Annotated in this window: 16 protein-coding genes; 4 read left to right on the top strand and 12 right to left on the bottom strand. The window is 53.8% G+C overall.

What is annotated here, in order from left to right; genetic code table 11:
- Nucleotides 1-84, top strand: an 84-nt coding sequence (locus HED65_RS22865; protein ID WP_223256819.1) for a hypothetical protein, incomplete at its 5' end; no start/stop codon positions are given.
- A 76-nt stretch (nt 85-160) separates the two neighbouring features.
- On the opposite strand, the gene HED65_RS22150 is transcribed toward HED65_RS22865, so the two are convergent.
- From HED65_RS22150 to bcsR, 9 genes are all read right to left on the bottom strand, one after another.
- Nucleotides 161-1,654, bottom strand: coding sequence for a M16 family metallopeptidase (locus HED65_RS22150; protein WP_114980155.1), 1,494 nt, complete (start codon nt 1,652-1,654; stop codon nt 161-163).
- 228 nt (nt 1,655-1,882) lie between these two features.
- Nucleotides 1,883-3,169, bottom strand: coding sequence for a dicarboxylate/amino acid:cation symporter (locus HED65_RS22145; RefSeq protein WP_114980154.1), 1,287 nt, complete (start codon nt 3,167-3,169; stop codon nt 1,883-1,885).
- Nucleotides 3,170-3,328: 159 nt separating this feature from the next.
- Nucleotides 3,329-5,335, bottom strand: a complete 2,007-nt coding sequence (gene hmsP, locus HED65_RS22140; RefSeq protein WP_114980153.1) for a biofilm formation regulator HmsP — start codon at nt 5,333-5,335, stop codon at nt 3,329-3,331.
- A 119-nt stretch (nt 5,336-5,454) separates the two neighbouring features.
- Entirely contained in the window at nt 5,455-8,937 is a 3,483-nt protein-coding gene (gene bcsC, locus HED65_RS22135) for a cellulose synthase complex outer membrane protein BcsC (RefSeq protein WP_114980152.1), read from the bottom strand.
- Nucleotides 8,919-10,025 carry a cellulose synthase complex periplasmic endoglucanase BcsZ gene (gene bcsZ / locus HED65_RS22130; protein WP_114980151.1) on the bottom strand — a complete coding sequence of 369 codons (1,107 nt, stop codon included), beginning with the start codon at nt 10,023-10,025 and terminating at the stop codon, nt 8,919-8,921. The genes bcsC and bcsZ overlap by 19 nt, the downstream gene beginning before the upstream one ends.
- Nucleotides 10,026-10,031: 6 nt before the next feature.
- Complete coding sequence (gene bcsB / locus HED65_RS22125; RefSeq protein ID WP_114980150.1) at nt 10,032-12,452, bottom strand: cellulose biosynthesis cyclic di-GMP-binding regulatory protein BcsB; 2,421 nt, start codon at nt 12,450-12,452, stop codon at nt 10,032-10,034.
- A 10-nt stretch (nt 12,453-12,462) separates the two neighbouring features.
- Nucleotides 12,463-15,078, bottom strand: a complete 2,616-nt coding sequence (gene bcsA / locus HED65_RS22120) for a UDP-forming cellulose synthase catalytic subunit (RefSeq protein WP_114980149.1) — start codon at nt 15,076-15,078, stop codon at nt 12,463-12,465.
- A complete protein-coding gene (gene bcsQ / locus HED65_RS22115) occupies nt 15,075-15,827 on the bottom strand; it encodes a cellulose biosynthesis protein BcsQ (protein ID WP_114980148.1) in 753 nt (250 codons plus the stop codon). Before bcsQ ends, bcsA begins: the two co-directional genes overlap by 4 nt.
- A gap of 11 nt (nt 15,828-15,838) precedes the next feature.
- Entirely contained in the window at nt 15,839-16,027 is a 189-nt protein-coding gene (gene bcsR / locus HED65_RS22110; RefSeq protein WP_008503237.1) for a cellulose biosynthesis protein BcsR, read from the bottom strand.
- A 172-nt stretch (nt 16,028-16,199) separates the two neighbouring features.
- On the opposite strand from bcsR, the gene bcsE reads away from it, so the two are divergent.
- Genes bcsE through bcsG form a run of 3 tightly spaced genes read left to right on the top strand, consistent with a single transcriptional unit; the run spans nt 16,200 to nt 19,625 of the window.
- Complete coding sequence (gene bcsE, locus HED65_RS22105) at nt 16,200-17,762, top strand: cellulose biosynthesis c-di-GMP-binding protein BcsE (RefSeq protein WP_114980147.1); 1,563 nt, start codon at nt 16,200-16,202, stop codon at nt 17,760-17,762.
- Nucleotides 17,756-17,953, top strand: a complete 198-nt coding sequence (gene bcsF, locus HED65_RS22100) for a cellulose biosynthesis protein BcsF (RefSeq protein ID WP_114980146.1) — start codon at nt 17,756-17,758, stop codon at nt 17,951-17,953. The genes bcsE and bcsF overlap by 7 nt, the downstream gene beginning before the upstream one ends.
- Entirely contained in the window at nt 17,946-19,625 is a 1,680-nt protein-coding gene (bcsG, locus tag HED65_RS22095; protein WP_114980145.1) for a cellulose biosynthesis protein BcsG, read from the top strand. The genes bcsF and bcsG overlap by 8 nt, the downstream gene beginning before the upstream one ends.
- A 45-nt stretch (nt 19,626-19,670) precedes the next feature.
- Here bcsG and HED65_RS22090 read toward each other — a convergent pair whose 3' ends face one another.
- From HED65_RS22090 to murB, 3 genes are read right to left on the bottom strand one after another with little or no spacing between them, the layout of a single operon-like run.
- Nucleotides 19,671-20,663 carry a family 8 glycosyl hydrolase gene (locus tag HED65_RS22090; protein WP_114980144.1) on the bottom strand — a complete coding sequence of 331 codons (993 nt, stop codon included), beginning with the start codon at nt 20,661-20,663 and terminating at the stop codon, nt 19,671-19,673.
- 7 nt (nt 20,664-20,670) lie between these two features.
- A complete protein-coding gene (birA, locus tag HED65_RS22085) occupies nt 20,671-21,642 on the bottom strand; it encodes a bifunctional biotin--[acetyl-CoA-carboxylase] ligase/biotin operon repressor BirA (RefSeq protein WP_108091158.1) in 972 nt (323 codons plus the stop codon).
- Nucleotides 21,639-22,667 carry a UDP-N-acetylmuramate dehydrogenase gene (gene murB / locus HED65_RS22080; protein WP_114980143.1) on the bottom strand — a complete coding sequence of 343 codons (1,029 nt, stop codon included), beginning with the start codon at nt 22,665-22,667 and terminating at the stop codon, nt 21,639-21,641. The genes birA and murB overlap by 4 nt, the downstream gene beginning before the upstream one ends.
- Between the last annotated feature and the right edge of the window lie 128 nt (nt 22,668-22,795).

Genomic DNA, 22,795 nt, shown 5'->3' with positions numbered 1-22,795 from the left:
TGCTATGAAGTGTGGTGGTACAGCACGAAAGTGGGGGTGATCGACCTGAGGAAACAGTCGATCACCATGGGTAAAGGATGTTAAAAAGTGTTCACTATGTCCCCGAACACCTGTCTACCATGTCCCCAGACTGTACACAGGGAGAGGGGATGTTTACGCATTACTGCCCCTGAGGAGTATCCGTCGTGTCCGGATGTAAATCATCAGTTGTCGTGGCCTGCACCGGCTGCGGCGCGGTAGCCATAATGGAATTCCAGGTCGACTGAAGTTCCTTCATGTCATATTCCGGCTCGCCTTTTGGCTGCAGCAGGATCAACGCCATTTCCTGCGACAGCTGCTGACGCAAGTCCTGATTTAACATATCGACGGTCAGATCGTTCAGGAAGTCCTGACGAAGCTTCTGGTACTGTTCCGGTGCAATATCCACCACCTGATTCTGCAGGGAGCGAATACGCTGGCTGATCAGAATATCGGTATCAGCGCGCGCGTAGGTCGCAAACAGCTTCTGCAACTCGAGTTTCTTCTGCGCCACGAGAGCGTTGAATTCCTCTTCGGACAGCCCCTCTTTGCGCACTTTCGCCAGCTCTTTCGCGACCACACCTAAATTCGCATTCAGCTTATCACCCGGTGATTCAACGTTAATGGCACACTGTGCGCGCTGGAACAGCACACGGCAGTCAAAACCAAGACCGATATTCTTCACACCGTTCTTATTGAGCGTCTGCTGAACGTGCCAGAACAACGCTTCACGCGCCAGATCCGCACGCCAGTAGCGCAGCAGCGCCGCGGACTCACGAATAGGCTGCCAGGCGTTATCCCACATGACGGAAAGTCGGTCCTGACGCACGGTGTCCGTCATAATGCTGACGGGCTCTGTACGCAGTGGAGAGAGCGTCGGGACGGGTGCAGGTGTTTCACGTTTACCTTTCAACTCGCCAAACGCTTTGTTGATTTGCTCAACCACCGCGCGGCTGTCCACGTTGCCCACCACAATCAGCGTCATCGCGTCCGGGGTGTACCAATTCTGGTAGAACGATTTTACCTGCTCAGCATCCACCGGTTGTTTCAATGTTTCGGCCGGGTCATGCCCAAGTAACGTGGAGCCTTTCAGGCGGTAACGCCACCAGCCCTCTTTGGTATCCACAGGCCAGGTCGCCACCATGTCACTGTTGCTCAGGGCATAGTTAACGGTATCCGGCGTAATCGCCAGATTGCCAGCGGCATCAGAGAGATACGTCAGGGCTTCTTTGAGCAAATCGTTACGGTTATTTGGCAGGCTCAGGTTAAACATGGTGTAGTCATACGAAACCACAGCCGGAGGAAGTGGGCGTTTCGGATCGATGGCCTGTTGCCAAAGCGAACGCACCTGAACCGCTTGCAGACTGCCGCTCTGAGTGAGTGCCAGCCGGGGAATAAAGTGGCTAAACCCAGTTTGCTGGGTGCTTTCCGTGAGAGAGCCGGTATTCACGGACAGACGGATTTCAATACGGTCGCTGGGACGTTGTGGGGTGGCTAAAACCTGCCACTGAAAACCGTTCGCTAATGTCCCTTGTTGCCAGGCCGGGTCTGGCTGGAGCGCATCTGCCTGCACATAACTGGCTGCTGCCATCATCAGCAAACCGCCGGTTAAGAGTCGAATTTTTGTGCCCTGCATGTGAACCCCTGATCAACATTCCTGGTTAAAAAAAGAGTGTCTCGCGACGCGCCTCACTCTTAAAGATGACGATGAAAATACGTCAATTAGACCGCGCGTTCGGCAAAACGTCACGGTCAGAAGTGAAATATACCCAAAAAAAATCTTGTCGAATTATGACAGGTATGAGCAGTTATTATGCGCAGGAGCCCGCATCCCGACAAGGGAATACGGGCATTTGTGACAAGTTTAAGATGTTAAGCCAGGATTTTTGCTGTCAGTTGAACGGTTATTCAGCGTGTCGTCGAGCTTTTTGTGATCCAGTTCTTTCACCAGTTTCGCCACCACTACCGTTGCTACGCCGTTACCCACCAGGTTGGTTAACGCACGCGCCTCAGACATGAAGCGGTCAATACCCAGAATCAACGCCAGACCCGCCACTGGCAGGTGACCCACTGCGGAAATGGTGGCCGCCAGCACGATAAAGCCACTGCCTGTCACGCCCGCCGCACCTTTAGAAGAGAGCAGGAGCACCACCAGCAGGGTAATCTGATGGAAAATATCCATATGACTGTTGGTCGCCTGAGCGATAAACACAGCCGCCATTGTCAGGTATATCGAGGTCCCATCAAGGTTGAAAGAGTAACCCGTCGGGATCACCAGCCCAACCACCGATTTGCGGCACCCCAGTTTCTCCATCTTATCGAGCATACGCGGCAGCGCCGACTCTGAAGAAGACGTCCCCAGTACAATCAGCAGCTCTTCACGGATGTAACGGATAAATTTGAAAATATTGAAACCTGTCGCACGGGCGATGGAGCCCAGTACCACAACCACGAAAAGGATACAGGTGATATAGAAGCAGATAATCAGCTGACCCAACTGCACCAGCGTACCGACGCCATATTTACCGATGGTAAAGGCCATCGCACCGAAAGCACCGATCGGCGCCAGGCGCATGATCATATTGATGATACCGAAGATCACCTGCGAGAAGCTTTCAATCACATTGAAAATCAGCTGACCTTTGCTACCCAGACGATGCAGGGCGAAGCCAAACATGACCGCAAACAGCAGCACCTGCAGGATGTTTCCGCTGGCGAACGCGCCGATGACACTGCCAGGTATTACGTCCAGCAGGAAGGCGACGACGCCCTGATCCTTCGCTTGATCGGCATAAACCGCGACCGCTTTGGCATCCAGTGTTGACGGGTCAACGTTCATACCCGCACCTGGCTGCACCACGTTAACGATGATAAGACCGATAATCAGCGCGAGGGTACTGACCACTTCGAAATACAGGAGTGCCACAGCGCCGGTGCGACCTACCGCTTTCATGCTTTCCATGCCCGCGATGCCCGTCACTACCGTACAGAAGATCACCGGGGCGATGACCATTTTGATGAGCTTAACGAACGCGTCGCCAAGCGGTTTCATTTGTGCGCCCAGTTCTGGGTAATAGTGACCCAGCAGAATACCGATGGCGATGGCTGTCAGGACCTGGAAATAAAGACTTTTGAAGAGTGAGGTTTTCATAGGGTGTCCTTGGGAAGAAAAACCACAGGTTTTGTAAGGTTATGGTTAACCTGCGGCTTTAAAATAACACCCACATAACAGGACAGAAATAAACTCAGTTCAAATTTGAAACACAAATGTTAAGAACTTTGAGCTGACTCGCACAAGCCAGCAACAAAATTACACTTTTGCGTTATTGTCAGGACCAGAAAGGTATCGTTGTTCAAAGACATCCGAAGGAACAGCACGGGCAAAAAGGAAGCCTTGTCCGCTCTCCACGCCCGCTTCTGCCAGCCAGGCGCGTTGCGCTTCGGTCTCAATCCCCTCGGCAATAAGATGCAGGTTCAGGCTGCGTGCCATCTGGATAATGGCCTGCACCATACTGCTGTCGTCCGGCAGGCCGTCGACAAACGCTTTGTCAATTTTGAGCACATCCACCGGAAGAGTTTTCATGTGCTGAAGCTGGCGTAACCCGGCGTACCCCATGCCAAAATCGTCCAGTGCAATGCGAATGCCAGCATTACGCAGCGGCTTCAGAATCGCCACCGCCTCATTAGGGTCGTCAATACGTCGGCTCTCGGTCACTTCCAGAGTTAACGTATCAGGCTTGATTCGGTAACGATGGATCAGCTCCAGCATCTCTGAAACCATGGCCGGGTGCATAAGCTGCAGGGCTGACAAATTGACCGACAACGGCAGCGTCACGCCCCGCTCCTGCCAGGCGGCTAGCTGACGACAGGACTCTTCAAGCACCCAGTAACCGACGGTGACCATCAGACCACAGGATTCGATGCGCTCAATCAGCCCCTCCGGCAACTCCCATGAGCCATCCGGCTGCTGTACACGCAGTAGCGCCTCAGCACTTTTCACTTCTCCCGTCAGTAAGTTCACCTGCGGCTGTAACCAGAGGGCAAACTGACGGTTATCCAGCGCGGTCAGGATATCGCTCTCTTCGGTCAGGCGCTGTTGCGCCTTTTCCATCTGTTCCGGGTCGAAGAACTGGATCTGATTTTTCCCTTTGCGCCGGGCGGTAAAAGCCGCCGAGAACGCGCGCCGATATAGCTGTTCCGCCGTCAAGTCGCCATAGTACATCGCGATGCCGATGCTGGCGCTCGGACGAAGCTGGATACCCTGAACAGGCAAGCGTTCATTAATGACAGTGAGTACTTGCTGACCTAATGTGATCGCATGCCAGGGCTCTTTCACACCGTTGGCAATAACAACCAGGTCATAACCGCTGACCTGAGTCAGTACCATCCGCGGGGCAAGCACAGACTTCACTTTTTCCACCAGCGTCAGGAGCAACATTTCGCGCTGGCTCTCCTTGAGCACGCCAGCTGTGTCCTGCAAGGTCTCGCAGGCGATGACCATCAGCGCCGTGGTTTGCTGGCGCGCAACGGTCTGCTCCAGCATCGCCATCAAAAAGGCTTTATTGGGAAGCTCGGACACCGGGAATCGAGTGGCGCTGTTGCTTAACTCATCCTGTTGACGCTGAATACGCTGCTGATTGAGGTTATAACTGCGCACCAGCATACCAATTTCATCGTCATGATGCAGACGCGGCAGCTCAAGCTGATGCCCCATCTGATCCTGCGGCGCAAGCGCATTCAGCTCGCGGGCGATACGGCGCAATGGATGTACAATCAGTCGGTTAATGCACCAGGTTAACGCCACGCTGAGGATCAGTGTCATAAGTAAGCAAGTGGTCACTAACGTAACCACCCAGCTCATGACGAACTTATACATGCGATAGGAATCCGCCTGTAACACCAGGTAGGCCAATGGCTGTGGATTAGCAGGCCGTTCAAGCGAATAAACCGGCAGTGAAATCTGCACCGGCAGTTCAAACAGGCGCATCACCATCATCGGGACGGGGCGTTCCGGGATAAAGCTCATCCGCAACGCCTGAAACTGGTTAGGCAGCACAACATCCGCCCGGCTTACGACACCAGCCGGCTGAATGCGTTTCAAAATGGTTTCCGCTTCGGGAATATCCCCTTTCAGGATAGAGGCAGAGAGTGGGCCTCGCACCGAGCGGGCGATACTTTCTAACTGCGAAGCCGTGTTATAGCGATTCTGCTGTACGGAATGAAACAGCAAAATTACGCAAAAGAGCAGGACAAACAGCATGGTGACGGCAGAAACCATCGCCATCTGCTTGATCGTTAAAGAACGGCTGACACGCAAAATGACTCTCCACAAAACTCGAAGCGCAGGGCGCACCAGGGTGTAAACCTGGCGCGCCTGAGTATACCCGATTGCTACGCTATTAAGAGAGACTTACAAATGGATTAAGGAAAATCCGATTACCAGTCCGCGTAAGGGATGAGCGGCTGCGGCGGTAAGTCCATATCACCCTGCCAGCCTGCAGCAGAGTAGCGTACATACAGCAACGCATGGCTTGGGGTATAGTCTTTCGCTTCCTGAATATCCACGCCCATGCCCACAAACCAGTTGGACGTTACACGACGTTCGATAATAGCCCGCGCGGTATAACCTGTGCCTGAGGAGCTGCTGCCGGTTTCCATCGCGCCCCGATCAGTATAGCGGCCTGGCTCATCGGTCGGGATCAGACTCTGGATCGGGTAGCGCAACTCGTCTTTGGTTTTTGAATGAGACCAGGATACCGAGCCACCCAACTCCCAGGACCAGTTCTCCGTGCGTTTACGCCAGGTCACTGGCAAAGCGAAGGAGACATACTCCTGCGGGCTATAGTAGCCGCCCTGACCCAGAGAATACCCGCTCAGATCTTTGTCGTAGTGCCACAACATGTTGGAGACGCCGACCGTCAGGCGCTCATTGTTTTTATTAATCAGCTTGTAGTAGTAACCCGTCATCCAGCGGACGCGCCAGTTATCTTCCACATTTTTACCCGTCAGCGTTTCTGCATTCAGGCTCGACCAGACACCGTTCGCCTCGCCTTTGTCATAGCTGACACTCACCCCACCACCCGTAGCGCGTACGCCACCCCAGGTTGTGCCGGTATTGGTGTCTTTTTGCCCGGCGAAGGCGAGCAGAGAGCTGGATATTGGTCGGCGGTGGGCGTTAACGGTATAGCCGATTGGCCCCAGATCGCTGCTGTAACTGATACCGCCGACCACGTCGACGACATCAAAGCCCATTGGCGTGGTACCAATATCCATCGCCCAGGTTTTATTCTGCCAGCCAACGGCGACGCTCGCGCCATTGTCTGACTGATGGGTGTTGCCGCTACACGGTGTCGCTGAACAGGTACCCCAGTTTGGATCGTACTTCCCGTCCTTCGTCTCAAACGATCCGGCGTCCATATTGACCAGGTCACTGCGGAAGAACATACGTCCATCAGAGAGCGGGGCATCAACCTGCAGCATGGTGGTGTGCGCTTTCAGGTCAGAATAACCACCCGTACCGCTGGAGCCCCAGTAATCATGTTGCAGCGTGACGTTAACATCCTGCTGGCGGTACAAATCACCGGCATCACTGCGCACCCCACGTTTCAGCCAGTCGTCTTTTTCATCATTACGCGTCAAACGGGTGAAGCTGTCGTTGTCGGTCGGGCGTGTCGTCGTGATGCCAGACGAGACCATAGCATCTTTATAGGTATCCAGCGCCTGCTGAGGTTGGCCGTTTTGTGCCTGGAAACGCGCAGCATCACGTAACACCAGCGCGTTCTCCATGGAACCGGGTTGCGATTTGGCCTGCGGGATGATTTTGTTGAATGTTTGTTCTGCGGCTGCGGAATCGCCCAGACCGGCCTGCGCCATCGCAATCCGCCGTTGCATATTGAGCGACAACGGCTGACCATTTTGCGCGGCTGGCAATTTAGCCAGTTCGGCGCGCGCGGCATCCTTGTCACCTTGTGCACTGTAAATTTCAGTCAGACCGAGGATCGCATCTTCGTTCTGCGGCTCACGCTGCAACACGGCACTGTAAGCCGTTTTTGCCTCATTAAGATCACCACGCTGCTGTGCCCAGTCTGCCAGAGTTAAGTCAATTCGAGTGGAGGTCGGTTGCTGGCGGAGGAGATTTTCTGCCTCCTGCTCTTTGCCGCTGTCGCGCAGACGGTTGGCGGTTTCCAGCACCTGGTTGCTTTGCAGGCGGTCGGCCAGCTCCTGAATGTTGCTATTCCACTGGTTACGCGGAAGCGTGTCCAGATGCGCCAGGGCAGCCCGGTCTTGATCGTTTCCGGAAAGATACAGCCCGGTGGCATACACCTGATCCGGGTCAGACGGTTTCTGGCTGGCAAGCTGACGCATCAGGGTATCCGCCTGGCTACGCTGGCCCGCGCTGTAGAGATCGCGCGACAGTCGGTATGTTATCCACACGTCGCCAGGAGAGAGTGCCAGACGGCGACGCTGAATTTCTGCTGCCTGAGCGTATTTGCCCTGATTTTCCAGCTGTTCTGCCTGGGCTGAAAGCTGCTCATTGGTCAGACTACGTTCAATATCATCAATGCTCCGGCGCTGGCTGGCAGACAGCGACTGGATAAACTGTGAAGCTTTCTCCGGAGACTGCGCGCGGTAAATATTGGCAAGACCACGAACCGCATTGCTGTTGCCGCTGTCCATACGCAACGCCTGGCGATAATAACGCTCTGCCGCGTCGTTATCTTTACGCGCTGCCGCGACATCTCCCAGCCCCAGCACAGCATAACTGTCGGTATTGTCGATATTGCGTGCCTGCTGATAGTAACGCTCTGCCTGCGCCGGGTTATTCGCCTTCAGCGCCGCATCCCCTTGCTGGATCAGCAGCCAGTAACGGTTAACTTTCAGCAAACTGTCCCATTTGCCCCGGTTATCACTCTGGGGATCGAGGGCAATCGCCTTTTCAAACTGTGCCACTGCGCGGGCGCGATCACCTTTCTGGGAATAAGCCTGCCCCAGGGCCCCCACCGCCTCACTGTCGGCATGGTTGGCGCTGACGGCTTTTTGCAGTTCAGCTACCGCCTTACCACCCTGTCCGGCATCCACTGCGGCCAGCCCTTCCGCTTTCGCACGGAACGCCGGGTCAGCAAGCTGTTTTTGTTGTGCTTCAAGCTGTGAGCGTGCCGCCGTGACATTATCACCGTCGCTGAACACGCTCAGATATTTTTGCAACGCGCTGACGCTGGCGCTGCTGGCAGGCTGGCCTTTTATCTGCTCATACCACAAATCTGACGCCTGATTGCGGCCATTGGTGGATTTAGCCATCTCCTGCAACACCGCAAAGCCTTCATCGCGCCGTCCACTCTGGAACAGAAGTTGAGACAGCGTTGCCTGCAGCTGTGTATTTCCGGGGTTGCTGGTATTTATTTTCTTGAGCTGGTTAATCGCTGCATTGCGGCGGGCAGGATCTTTCGCCACGACATTCCAGTATTCCGTCGCCAGGTCGCCACTCGGTGGGTTGCCGCCAAACAGCTTGTCATAGGCGGCAATCGCCTCCTGAGTGTGCCCCGTCGTAGCAAGTAATCTGGCCTGCTGTAGCTGCTGGCGACCATCAGGGGTGGAGAGCAACATCGTATTGCGTGATGACTGATACACACTGGAACCCGGCGCGATCCCTTTCAGTCGATCCAGCTCTTTTTGCGCACCAGCGGTATCACCCTGACGAAGCAGGTAACGAAAGCGTGCGGCGATGACGTCAGGGTTGTTCGGGTCAATCAACTCAAGACGATAAAGTGACTGTCGAACCAAATCCTCACGCTGAGTTGATTCACCCAACCGAACCTGTTCCAGCAGTTGTCTCTGCTGGGGAGAGTTAGCGGCCTGAGCCAACGGCATCAATGCCAGGCCAAGCGATAAACTGAGTAGACTTACTGTGAACTTGCGCATTCCTGGCCCCAATCCGGTATTAATTCACCTTTAGCGGTGAAGCGAAAACGATGCTGATCCCATCCTTGCCCAAAGAGAGTCAGTACGTAACTGTAATAGGCATTATTATCGGGAAAATGGTCTGCAACGCGCTGGCGCTGAACCGCCTGGGCATCACGCTGTTGTAAAAAAGGCAGCATCGCGGCAGAGAAACCGACCGGGCCCTTACCCGTGCGTTTTCCACTCGCCACATCCATTTTCTCCGGCGGCACACCGTGTTTCATTGTCATTGCCGCCATCGGCTGGAAGCGCGTCAGTAGCCGGGTTTTCTGGGGATCGTTATCACTCATCATCCCCACCCAGAGGTAGACGCGAATGGCGTCGTAGCCCCCTACCAGCGTCTTATCCTGTTGTAACCGCCAGCCTTTGTTTTTCTGGTACTGCACCCAGTCCGGCGAAAAACCTTTCGGCGCACTCTCCAGCAGCAAACGGAGATTGGTTTCACGAAGGGTCGTCCACGGAGCACCGAAGCGCGTGAAATAGCTCGCTAACTGCGGAGGTAAATAACTGGGGTTGAAGCGCCAGCTTTTCTCTTCGGCAAAACCCACTTTGCCGGGAAGCAGCATCGCGCCGAGACCGGGCACTTTTACCACTTCCTCGCTGACAATGCGTTTCAGCAGTGCCTTACCCGTGCGGGTATACTCCGGATGCTTCCACAACCGGCCCGCCTCAAGCAGCGACCATGCGATCCAGACATCGGCATCTGAGGCGGAATTGCTATCAATAACCGCCCAGTTTTCTTTGTCTTTCTGTCCCCATAGCCAGGCCGGCAGATGGTCACTGAGATTGCCACTGGCAAGGTTATCGCGCGTCCACGTCAGCAACTGGTCAAACGCTTTGCGATCATTCGCGGCCAGGGCAAAGAACAAGGCGTAGCTTTGTCCTTCCGACGTCGTAATTTTGCGCGTGTCACTGGGATCAATGACACGCCCGCTCTCACTGATGTAATCCTTTTTAAACTGCTCCCAGGCAGGCCAGGTACAGGCGGCGCGAAGAGGAAGCGCCGCCAGCATCAACGCTGCTAATGCACACCAGCGAAAGGCTTTCATCACATCTTACTCATCCGGATTAAGGCGACGACGACTGATGATACGCAGCAGACGCCACAGCACCCACGCCAGCAGTACCACACTGACTGCAGCCAGGATGGCGAGCAGAACCGGATGGTTAGCCAGCGCATACCACAGACGTTCGAACCACGGCAGATGGCCGACATAATACACATCGCCCACGCGCAGGCTGTTAACGCCAGACTCACGGATCACCGACACCGAACCAAACATCGCGGCACGTTTACCGCTGTCGTTCATCGCGGTATTGAGCAGTTCATACCCGCGCGGGCTGTCCGCAAGAAGAGCCACAACGCTACGTTGCTCGTTGTAAGGTGACTGGAAGCCCACCACTGCGGCCATGGCTCCCTGAGACGTTACGGCCGTCTGCACGCTGGCCTGGCGATCGTTAACATCCGGCATAATGCTCGGGAACTCGGTCTGGCGCATCGGGGTGTTAACCCATGACTGAGCCGCTTTCACCAGCAGATCGATACGTTTGTCATCCTTCAGCTTATCCGGGATGGTACCGATCACCATGATGTCAGCATCTTTGTTCTGGATCTGGCTACCATCATCAGTCAACGTGACGTTAATTGCCGGTAACCCTGTCTGTGCTCCTACGGTCGCCATGGTATCCAGCAGCGTTGTCACCTGCCCTTCATTTGGCGCTTTTGGCATAACGACAATGGATTCAGAGAGATCGGCCATACGGCTGAACGGGAAGCCCGCATTAGCAAATGCACGCAGATCTGGCATCGCCAGGAAGTGATAGTACTTCGAGAAGTCGATGGTCGACTCATCGCCAATCACGACGTGGTTCTGTACAGGCTGGAAGGTCACGCAGTTATCTATCGAACCGCCAGGCATCGGGTTCATGTACTGGAAATCAAAGCGTAACTGGTTCACCGCACCCAGCTTCAGCGCCGGGATAGAGACATCCGTTTTCCCGTCCAGCAGCCCCTGCAACACCGGCAGGCGAAGCATCAGTCGGCTATTATCCTGAGTGCTTTGCAGGCTAAAAGATTGCAGGAACTGGTTGTTCAGGCTGATATCCATGCGCGAGCTGTCTTTCGTTACCGGCGAGGTGTAACGATAGTTCAGATTGATATCAATCCCGTTGGTACGCAGCAGGTACAGATCCGGCGGCAGATTCAGTGACAGGCTAATTGGTGCAGGCTCAAGCCCGGTCGCCTGCAACTGCTCTTCATACGTTTTCAGTTCACCAAATGTCACTGCACGGTCAGTACGTACCCAGTTTGGCGCATCGTAAGGTTTACGCGCCAGCAGTGGCTTAACTTCATCCACAACGACACTGTTACCGCGGAACAGGACATTGCCCTGAGCAATCGCTTTTGCGGCCTGCACCAGATCTTTATCATCACGACCAAAGACCACCAGCAGCTTCACGTACGGGTTATCCGGGTGGCTTACCATTTCAATGGTTGGCGCTTTAACGTCTGGATGATCGCGAAGGAAGGCTGGTCGTTTGGCATTGGTCGCAAAGACGATCGCGTTTCTGTCCGGCATTTTATCGTACATCACCGGGAAGCTCTGGCCGCGCCAGCCGGAACGAGAACCAAACCAGGATGCCACAATCGTGGCCGCGAGTTGCTCAGTCACATCCGGGGACGAGGCGAAGACCATCGGCAGGGTTAGCGAACGGTTGTCACGCGGATCAAAGAACGGAATGGGGAACGCTGAGAGATCGTTTTTCAGCGCCAGTGACTGGTAGGTCATTTGCAGCGAGGAGTTGCGCCCTACATCCATCCACAGTGTGTTGCTGGCCGGGTTTTCACAGACATCACGGTAGTGGCCGACAAACTCCAGACGGATACGGTTAAAGTCGGTGATAAACAGCGGGTTGATCGGCACCTGAGCCTGTGTTTTTTTACCCAGTTGCTCCTTCGTGACGGGCAGAACGTCCATCAGCTCGTCATTCAGGTAAACCTTCAGCTGAGACTGCACGGGCAACAGCGACGGAGATGGGGTGTATTCAAGGTTCAGCACCGCATTAGAGATAACCTCATCACTGCGCATACCAAACTCAATACCGCCGTTAGGGTTGATGCCGCGCAGCACCATACTTCCCGGAGGGGGCGCAATTTGCGCAAAGGTCAGCTTCACATCCCGTGACGGGGCATTGTCCGCGACAACGGGCGCATTTGCGCCCCGGACGCCCGGCATCACCTGCCCGATAACCTGGCTGTCTGCCGGCAGGGTGTTCCCCTCCGTTGGCTGATTCGGAGTGATGTTTTCTGTTTGACCGGGTGCCGCAGTGACAACCGCATCGGTTGCTTGCGCGACGACAGGCACCGTTGGCGCAGGCGTTGCCGCTGCGTTACCAGGAGCTGCATTAGCCATTGTTGCGGGGATTGCACTCATCCCCATTGCCACTGCACATAACCAGGAAAGTTTTGTTTTCATCGCGTTATCATCATTGTTGAGCCATAACCGGGTCCGCCTGCTTCGCCTCATCCCGCTCAGGACGACGAGGAATGAACGACACGACCCAGGAAACCAGCGAAGTAAGTGACCGGAAAATTATTTTCACCGACGACGGGGCAAATTCTGCAAGGTGACGATAGCCACGGAACCCCAGCTTCAGAATATCCAGCAGGCTTTCCAGAGGTTTATCTTCCGGGAAGCTGTCCTGCCAGAGAGCCCACGTATCCGCGCGGGCAAACGTACACTGCACAAAATCAATATGCTGCTTTTTGGTCAACGGCATCAGCTGCAGACCGACTTCATCCCCTGCCACACGAACAACTTGCGTCGGGAAGACATACTCCTGCTGACCACGTTTAAGCAGCAGGTTAACTTTCTGCCCTTCCAGCACTTTCGCCTGACCGTTGATTTTGATCCCAAGACCACCGTCAGAGAAGTCGTGCACGGTACAGGAGAAGAGGTGTCCATCTTCACGGGCAAGTGCCGCAGGCATACAGATTTCAACACGATGCGCACGACGTACCTGCTTGCTCTCTACCGACACGGCAACTGCGCCACCGAGGATAATCAGGTTGTAGAACACCCATGCCATACTCACGAACACGGTCAGGATCTCGTTTTCCGGGCCATAGAAGTAACGCCAGATACCCGCGATAACGCCAACAATGTTCAGTAATACCAGGAAGATATACGGACGGGAGATCACCCAGTCGACGTACTCCTCTTCCACCAGACCACCCTTCGCGGTGACGTTAAATTTACCTTTGTGCGGGTTAATCAGCGCCACCATCGTTGGCGGGGCAATATACCAGGCCAGCACCGTTTCGTAGATTTCACTCCAGAATGAATGGCGGTATTTACCCTGAATCTTCGAGTTCGTCAGGCTCGCGTGGATCATGTGCGGCAAAACAAACAGCGCAATCATCAGCGCCGGGGCGTAGATGATGTAAGCGTGAAGAAGCAGGAAGGCCAGTGGCGCAGTCAGGAAGATCAGCCGCGGGATACCGGACAAGAAGTGGAACATGGCGTTGACGTAGCAAAGACGCTGCGCCAGCTTGAGCCCTTTCCCAATCAGTGGGTTATCGAGACGGAAGATTTGCACCATGCCGCGTGCCCAGCGAATACGCTGACCAATGTGCGCCGACAGTGACTCCGTTGCCAGACCAGCGGCCTGGGGAATACGCATATAGGCAGAGGTATAACCACGACGGTGCAGACGCAGCGAGGTATGCGCATCTTCGGTGACCGTTTCGACCGCAATACCCCCAATTTCATCCAGCGGTTTGCGGCGGATAACCGCACAGGAGCCGCAGAAGAAGGTGGCATCCCACATGTCGTTCCCGTCCTGCACCAGGCCATAGAACAGCGTTCCTTCGTTCGGGGTTTTACGGAAACGGCCAAGGTTACGTTCAAACGGATCCGGCGAGAAGAAGTGGTGCGGCGTCTGCATCATCGCCAGCTCTTTCTCTTTCAGGAACCAGCCCATGGTCATCTGCAGGAACGAGCGTGTCGGTACGTGGTCGCAGTCAAAGATCGAGACAAACTCGCCAGTGGCATACTTCAGCGCGTTGTTGATGTTTCCGGCTTTTGCATGCTCGTGAGTCGGACGGGCGATGTACTCGACTCCCACCTCTTCCGCAAACTGACGAAACGCCGGACGATCACCGTCGTCGAGGATCCAGACTTTGAGTTTATCTTTTGGCCAGTCGATACCCAGCGCGGCATAAATGGTGTTTTTCACCACGCTCAGATCTTCGTTGTAGGTGGGGACAAAGAGATCCACTGACGGCCACTGAGAGGTATCTTTTGGCAGCGGAACCGGCTGGCGGTTGAGCGGCCAGATCACCTGGAAATAGCCCAGCACCAGTACAACCCAAGCGTAGGTTTCCGCAAACAGCAGAACCAGACCGCATACCAGACTGACCGGATCGTCCCAGTTCAGCGTTGAGGTATAACGCCACCAGATGTAGCGGCAGGAGACGGTCAACGACAATACAATCAGCATCAGGGCTGAGAAGCGACCCGGAATACGGCGAACCAGCAATGCCACGCCCCACAGCAGAATCAGGAAGGTGAACTGTGCCAGCGGGTTAAAGGGTTGCGTTATACAGACCAGCGCCAGGATGAGCGAGAAGACGACGATCACGCCGAGAATAAAACGCCGCAAGCCCGGGTGGAGATGCCCGAGCTCTTTATGGTTATCCAGGTGGCTGGTCTTATCGGTCACGCTATCGGGCAATTTATTCAGCCACTGATGGTAGCGTTCACGTAACAGCTGAACACGAGAGAAGCTGCGCCAGTGCGGCACTTTTTTCTCTGACCGGGGGGATGTTGCCACCAGCCAGATAGCCTGAATAAGGTATCGCGCCGGATCCAAAGGCCGTGGCCGGTCTGGGTTAATGTGCGGATATAACTCGCTGTGCCGCGCACGTATGTGCTGCCAGCGCGGGTGTTCGAGTGGAATGAACATCCAGGCCAGAATCATCCAGAAACAGCCGAGCGCGGCACTAAATGACGAAGCACCATGCCGGCGAAAATGCCGGTAATGTTCGCTCAAACGCGAACTAACCGGCGGGATGAGTAACCAGCTGGCGAGACGACTCATACCGAACTCCCTGCAGGGTCCGCCGCATTGGCGAAGTTCAGCAGACACCAGTTAGCCAGTGTCAGAATCTCTTCTGCCGCCAGTGAATCGCTGCGGTATTCCCCGAGCGGTTGCTTAGAGGCAAGGCATTCCGCCATTCCCTCATCACGATGGATGACAATCGGAAGCAAGCGGCGCTGGCTTTGCAGCCACACCTGATACAGATCGTCCTGGATCTGGCTGCCAATGCGTAAATCGTTAATCAGAATATGTCCATTCTGAGGCAGCCCTTGCTGATGCAAACGGATATGGCAATTCGCATCGACGTTGACGACCGAGAGGACATGATTGCACTGCGCGATAAGCTGTCGGGTCAGCGTGCCGGAGCCATGCGGCAGATCCAGCAGGATCCATTTATAGTGCCCTTTTTCTTTCAGGCTCTGCAGCGCAAGCGTGAATTGCGAAAACAGACGCTGATATGCCGCCTCATTTTCGCGTTCCGCAGTGGTCAATTGACCAAAAGGCAGTAAATCAAGCTGGGAGGTATAACGCATACCCGCATCCCGCCAGTCTTTATCATCAAGCAGCGCGCGAGCCCAGCCCTCTTCGCGCGTAAAGTCGACATTAAACGACATACGCAGCAAATTATCGGCGCAGGCATCAATAACCAGCACCGACTCACCTAAAAGCTGTAATGACCACGCCAGCGCCGCAGTCACGGATGTGGTACCCACCCCGCCACGGATGCCTTGTAATCCGAGTATGGCCATCAATGGCTCCCTTATTGTTGATGGGCAAATTCAGCTAATAACGGCCAACGTTTAATAGCCGCAGCCAACTGTTCCCGCTGGGAAATATCGGTGTAATCTATTTCAGGTAAAGAAAAAGCCTGCGTAAGCGCCAGAAAATCATTCTGGAATGTGTAACCCAGGGTTGAGTCGACTGGGGTACCGGGTTCATTATTATCCATTCTCTTCCATCCCTTTGAGTAAAATCGCATGTTCAGAAGTTGCGAGGCATCCTGCCTATCAAATTTCATTTACATGCTAAATCTGATGTTCTTTAATTTCAATGTTAGGTTTATTTCTACGCTTTCGCTAGTAAACTGAGATACAGATAAATTAGACGAAAAGAGGGACACCGTGGACTCCATATTTTCTATTGGCATCCAGTCATTATGGGACGAATTGAGCCACATGCCAGTCGGAGGAGTCTGGTGGATTAATACGGACCGAAATGAAGATGCTATCAGTCTGGTAAACCAGACAATTGCCGCGCAGGATAAGGATTCCCGCGTAGCCGTCATTAGCATGGGCGATGACCCGAAGAAAATTATTTCGCTCGAAAGTGACCGCGGACCGCAGTCTGTGCGATTATTTTCCATGTCTTCGGAAGTCGATAGTCTATACTTTTTGTCCCGCGACGTTCAGTGCACTATTGATCCGGATCACCATCTGGTGATCCTTAAATGTGCGAATAACGTCCTGCAAAATATCCCCGCAGAAAAACTGCTGACCTGGCTGGAAAAAATCAATAAATGGACAAAGTTTCAAAATTGCACGCTATTGATAGTCAATCCTGGCAGTAATAATGACAAGCTCTTCTCACTTTTAATGGGTGAATATCGCTCCCTGTTTGGTCTGGCAAGTGTGCGTGATCAGGTCGGTAGCTATCTCTACGACATTGCATTCTGGTGCAATGAAAAAGGCGTGAGCGCCAGACAACAGCTGACCCTTAAACATATCGAGGGTAGGTGGCACCTGGCAAAGCAAGAAGAAACGGTGGTGCAACCGCGCAGTGATGAAAAACGGATTCTGAGCCATATTGCGGTTTTAGAGGGAGCACCTGCACTGTCGGAAAACTGGTCACTGTTTGAATCTAACGAAGCGCTTTTTCATGAAGCCCGCACAACCCAGGCAGCAACGATTGTTTTCTCGTTGATGCAGAATAACCAGATTGAGACGCTGGCAAGGCAAATCCACACCTTACGTCGCCAGCGCGGAAGTGCGTTAAAAATTATCGTGCGCGAAAACAATACCAGCCTGCGCGCCACCGATGAGCGCCTGCTTTTGGGCTGTGGTGCCAATATGGTCATTCCATGGAATGCGCCGTTGTCGCGCTGCCTGACGCTTATCGAGAGCGTTCAGGGCCAGCAGTTCAGCCGCCATGTCCCGGAAGATGTGTCCACATTGCTCTCCATGACGCAGCCGATGAAACTGCGTGGATACCAAAAATGGGATACCTTCTGCGACGCCGTTAGCAACATGATGAACAACACGCTACTTCCGGCAGACGGAAAAGGGGTCATGGTTGCCCTGCGCCCTGTACCGGGTATTCGCGTTGAACAGGCCCTCACGTTATGCCGTCCGAACCGCACAGGGGACATCATGACCATTGGCGACAATCGTCTGGTACTGTTTTTATCCTTCTGCCGGGTAAACGATCTCGATACTGCGCTTAACCACATCTTCCCCCTGCCGACCGGGGATATCTTCTCTAACCGTATGATCTGGTTCGAAGATAACTCTATCGGCGCAGAGTTGGTGCAGATGCGCGCCCTCAAGCCTGAACAATGGGTTAAACCGCTCGCTATCAAGAGTGAGGTTAAACCGATTCTCAATGCCAAATATGATGGACATGTCTGGCGTCGGATTCCGGAACCCCTTCGCCTATTAACTGAGAATGGGGAGAACACACCATCATGAGTATCAGCGATATTATTCAACTGGTCGTATTCTGTGCGCTGATCTTTTTCCCGCTTGGCTACTACGCGCGCCATTCAATACGCCGTATCCGTGATACGGCCAGAGTGCTGTTTGTAAAACCTCGCTATGTAAAACCAGCCGGAACACTGACACGGGCATCACACGTCAAGGCAGACCGAAAACATGACTAATTCTACCTATACCGCTTCGTCACCCTCGCCGCTGTGGCAATACTGGCGCGGCCTTTCTGGCTGGAACTTCTACTTTCTGGTGAAGTTTGGTCTGCTTTGGGCAGGCTATTTGAATTTCCATCCTCTTCTCAACCTGGTGTTTATGGCCTTCCTGCTGATGCCTCTGCCAAATATCAGGCTGCATCGCTTACGCCACTGGGTGGCCATCCCTGTCGGCTTTGCACTGTTCTGGCATGATACCTGGCTACCAGGGCCGGACAGCATTATGAGCCAGGGATCGCAGGTTGCCGGGTTTAGCGCCAGCTATGTCCTTGACCTCACTGAGCGCTTTATTAACTGGCAGATGATTGGTGCCGTCTTTGTGCTGCTGGTTGCCTGGCTATTTCTGTCGCAGTGGGTCCGCGTCACGGTATTTGTCGTCGCCATTATGATCTGGCTTAACGTACTGACGCTTGCAGGTCCCGGTTTTTCTCTGTGGCCGGCGGGTCAACCAACCACAACTGTCACCACCACCGGTGGCAGTGCGGCGGCAACCGTTGCGACCGCGGGCGATACACCTGTGGTGGGTGATATCCCCACCCAGACCGCACCACCGACCTCCACTAACCTGAACGCCTGGCTTTCCAGCTTCTATACCGCGGAAGATAAGCGACAGACTAAGTTCCCGGATGCGCTGCCGGCAGATGCTCAACCCTTTGAACTGCTGGTGATCAACATCTGTTCACTCTCCTGGGCAGATGTGGATGCTGCAGGTTTGATGTCGCATCCGTTGTGGTCACATTTCGACATTCAGTTTAAAGATTTCAACTCTGCAACCTCATACAGCGGCCCGGCGGCAATTCGTTTGCTGCGCGCAAGCTGCGGCCAGCCCTCACATAAAAACCTGTACCAGCCGGCCGGAAACCAGTGCTATCTGTTCGATAACCTGGCAAAACTGGGCTTTACACAGCATCTGATGCTGGGTCATAACGGTGTGTTTGGTGATTTCCTGAAAGAGGTTCGTCAGGAAGGGGGTATGCAGGCACCGCTGATGGATCAAACGGGTCTGCCGGTTTCGCTGTTAGGCTTCGACGGTTCACCAGTTTATGACGACACCGCCGTGCTGCAACGCTGGCTGCAGACCATCGAAAAGGACAATAATCCTCGCAGTGCAACGTTCTTTAACACCCTGCCGCTTCACGATGGTAACCACTTCCCTGGCGTGAGCAAAACGGCTGACTACAAGGTGCGTGCGCAGAAGTTCTTCGACGAACTGGACGCATTCTTCACGGAGCTGGAAAAATCAGGCCGTAAAGTGATGGTGGTTGTGGTACCTGAGCATGGTGGCGCGTTGAAAGGTGACAGGATGCAGGTGTCTGGTCTGCGTGATATCCCAAGCCCGTCCATTACTAATGTGCCTGCAGGTATTAAATTCTTTGGTATGAAGGCTCCGCATCAGGGCGCACCGATTGAGATCACCCAGCCAACCAGCTATCTGGCGATCTCCGAGCTGGTTGCCCGTGCCGTTGACGGGAAGCTATTTGTGGAAGACAGCGTGAACTGGGATCAGCTCACCAGCAATCTGCCACAAACGGCAGAAGTCTCTGAGAACGCCAACGCGGTGGTGATTCAGTACCAGAACAAACCTTACGTTCGCCTGAACGGCGGAGATTGGGTACCTTATCCGCAGTAAAATGGCATTGCTTCCCTCTCCCTCCGGGGAGAGGGAATGTTCAGATTATTGCCGGGCGATCCATACCAGCATTTTCAGGCTTGCTGAATAGTAATCATCTTTTGAGGTGATTTCGGGTTCTGTGGAAGACTGTCCCATCGTTAAATCACGTACTGCCAGCAGACCCCCTTCCATCATGTAGGGTGCATACTCGTTAGTAGTGACGTTAACCCAGGCGGGAGTTTGTTCCCGGGGAAATTGACCGAACCAGGCTCGCCACGGCGTCAGCAGTGGGCTTTGCTTATCAACCCAGGCCACATACAGCGGAATACGAATCGCATCGTAGCTCATCCGCGGTGCCCAACCTTTGGCCGGAGTCAGCTTGCCACCCGACGCCAGAGAGACCCAGTCAGTGGGCAGATTCGCTTTACCCGAGCCCATTTTCCCCAGCAGACGTTCCCCGTCCTTAATCAATTCACGCCAGACCGGTAAATGACTACGCCCGGCAAAGGCCTGCCATGCCGGAAACACGAAATAAGAAGGGTTCAGTACCACTTCACCATCAAGGTTAAACCCCTGGACACCCGGTAGCATCACCCGGTAACCCGCATAGCGGATCACGTTGTGCTCAATCAGTGCTTTTGTAATTGCATCCGATGCAGCGCTGTAGCGTTTGTCATGCCAGCGCGCGTCGGCTTTTAACAGTACCCAGGCAATCAGCACATCGCCATCGGAGGCGTTGTTCTTGTCGGCGACCGGGTTGGATTCTGCGGGGTTATAACGCCAGTAAAACAGGCCGTTATCTTTGTTTTTAAGCTGACTGTCTGTCCATTGCCAGAGCTTATCGAACGTGGGTTTATCGTTGTTGGCCACCGCCATCAGCATGGCGAAACCCTGGCCTTCCGTATGCGAAACGTCACCATTGCCGGTATCGACAATGCGGCCTTCCGGTTTGAAAAAGCGTGCCTTATAGCTTTCCCAGGCCTGACCCGCCTGAGAGAGAGGAGAGAAGAGCAAACTCATCATCACAGCCAGCGTAGCGCAGACGGGTTTTCGCATAATTAACTCATTCCGGTTGTTCAGCACTTCGCAGTGAAATTTCACCGCCTACCCACGGCTTGATCACACCATCCTGCTCCAGAAGCAACGCACCCTGTGCGTCAATGCCACGGGATGTTCCGTAGATCTCTTTATCACCAATCAGTAATTTCACCGGGCGGTTGATAAAGTTATCCAGCTTTTCCCAACGAGACAGGAATGGTGCCAGCCCCTCCTGTTCAAAGAGGATGAGTGAGCTGCGTAATTCCTTAATCATACGCACGGCGAGGGTGTTACGATCGATGACGATCCCTGCTTCCTGAAGATTAGTCCAGGCCTGATTCACCACATCATTTTGTACATTGCGCATCACCATATTGAGGCCTGCACCAATAACGATTTGCGCCGCATCGCCTGTTTTTCCTGTCAGTTCGACCAGGATACCTGCAAGCTTACGATCGTTCAGATAAAGATCATTAGGCCATTTAACACGCACTTTATCAGCGCCCAGATCGTGCAGTACTTCCGCCATGACAATCCCAATAACCAGACTCAGGCCAATAGCAGCAGCAGGCCCCTGCTCCAGACGCCAGTACATGGACAGATAGAGATTGGCACCAAATGGCGAGAACCATTTACGGCCACGACGACCACGACCAGCCTGCTGATACTCCGCAACACAGGCATCTCCGGATTTCAGCTCAGGCAGACGATCCAGAAGATACTGGTTCGTCGAATCAATCACTGGCAGCACCGCAACATTGCCATATCCAATCTGGTTACGGATCGCTTCTTCATTCAGTAGCTGGATTGGCTCCGGCAGGCTATATCCTTTTCCGGGAACCGTGAAGACATCTACTCCCCAGTCACGGAGGGTCTGGATGTGCTTGTTAATGGCGGCACGGCTCATGCCGAGTTGCTCACCCAACTGCTCGCCAGAATGAAACTCACCGTCGGCAAGAATGCCAATCAGTGTTAACGGGATGGTATTATCCTTCACGCAATGGTCTCCACGGCATTCACTTCACCTGTGCGGCCAATGAAGCGGACTTCTGGCTCCAGCCAGACATTAAATTTTTCGCCCACGCACTGACGGACATGGTGTGCCAGTTGCACAACATCGCTGCCGGTCGCATTGCCCTGGTTAATCAGAACCAGGGCCTGCTGACGATGCACTGCAGCCCCGCCCTTCGTGGCACCTTTTAACTGGCACTGATCGATAAGCCAGCCCGCAGCCAGCTTCACGCTGCCATCAGCTTGCGGATAATGTGGTGCAGCAGGCCATCCAGCAAGAAATGCTTTTGCATTTTCGCCACTAATGACTGGGTTTTTGAAGAAACTCCCGGCATTTCCATTCACTTTTGGATCGGGAAGTTTGGTCATTCGCATATGGCAAACAGACTCAAACACCTCACGTGCGGTTGCAGTTGCTGGGTCAAGACGTGTTAAATCACCATAGGTGAGGACTGGTTTCCATTTTTTCGCCAGACGCAGACCAACGGCCACAATCACATAGCGATCCTGGTATTCATGTTTGAAAATACTGTCGCGGTAACCAAAATGACACTGTTCGGCAGTCAAACGCTGAGCCGTTCCGGTCGCCAGTTCAATACAATCGACATATTCGCAGACGTGTTTCAGTTCGATGCCGTAGGCACCGATGTTTTGAATGGGTGACGATCCGGCACAACCTGGGATCAGTGCAAGATTTTCGAGGCCTGGCATCCCCTTCTCAAGGGTAAATTGCACCAGATGATGCCAATTTTCTCCGGCCCCTACATGCAGATGCCAGCTATCAGCGCGCTCTTCCACATCAATTCCCATGATGCGGTTGACGATCACCGTTCCGGCAAAATCTTCGAGAAACAGGACATTACTTCCTTCGCCCAGAATCAGTACGGGTTCGTCGTTTTCTGTTGCGCTTTGCCATGCACTCAGCAATTGCTGTGCAGTATCGGCACGTACAATGTTATTAGCATTGCGTTGAATGCCAAAGGTATTCCAGGGTTTAAGGGAGTGGTTCATAGACGCTATCCTGATGCAAAAACGGAGGTAGTTTACCGTATAAGCAAGGAGTTGGGGGATTTGTTTGTGCGCCGTATAAATGCAAAAAGGCCATCCTTACGGATGGCCTCTTCACTTAATTGATGCCT

The organism is Pantoea sp. LS15, assembly GCF_012241585.1.
In the GTDB taxonomy this organism is placed as follows: Bacteria; Pseudomonadota; Gammaproteobacteria; order Enterobacterales; family Enterobacteriaceae; genus Enterobacter.
The sequence above is the reverse complement of the archived record's forward strand: the minus strand, read 5'-3'. Positions and strand labels throughout refer to the sequence as shown.